1 protein-coding gene is annotated in these 673 nt (G+C 56.8%); it reads right to left on the bottom strand.

Annotated elements, in window-relative coordinates; genetic code table 11:
• Positions 1-673: beta-ketoacyl synthase N-terminal-like domain-containing protein (locus tag ACTHUM_RS17010; RefSeq protein ID WP_440403556.1), on the bottom strand; the 673-nt coding region annotated here is incomplete at both ends.

The raw sequence follows: 673 nt of genomic DNA, 5'->3' as shown, positions 1-673 counted from the left end.
GTCGTAAGGGCGCGGGGTCAGCTCAGGTTCGCCGTTGCGGCGGCTGGCGGCATAAAGTGAATCGAAAACATACACTTCAGACGGACAAAACTCTTCGCCTCCGCCAGCCAGCATCATATCAATCAGGCCGTATTTAATCGCTTCATAGGCATAACCAATGCCTTGGCTGCCGGAAGAGCACGCGCTCGAAGTCGGGATAATGCGGCCTTTCAAGCCGAAGAAAATGCCGATATTGGCGGCGGCCGTATGCGGCATCATGCGCACATAAGTATTGGCGTTGAAATTACGCGAAGTGCCGGTCAGCAAGAGCTCGCCCAAATCGCCGATGTCTTTGGTACTGCCGACAGACGAACCGCACGCTACGCCCATACGGCCGTCGGTAATGCTTTCATCACCCAGCAAGCCTGCATCCGTCAAAGCTTGTTCCGCCGCATCGACACACAAATGCGATACGCGCCCCATGCTTCTGAGCTGCGGGGGGGGGGGGTGGGGGGGAGGGGGGGGGGGGGGGGTCGGTGCACCCAGTTGCGCTTCCAATTCAGGAAAGCGTTCGCTCCAGTCCATGTGTTTGACTGCGTTTTTTTCGGCTTTAAAGGCCGTCTGAATGCTTTGCCAATCACGGCCGAAGGCGTTAATACCGCCGATACCTGTTACTACGACTCTTCTGGTATTC

The organism is Neisseria sp. P0021.S006 (assembly GCF_051956895.1).
Note: the sequence above shows the minus strand (reverse complement) of the source record. Positions and strands in the feature narration are given on the sequence as shown.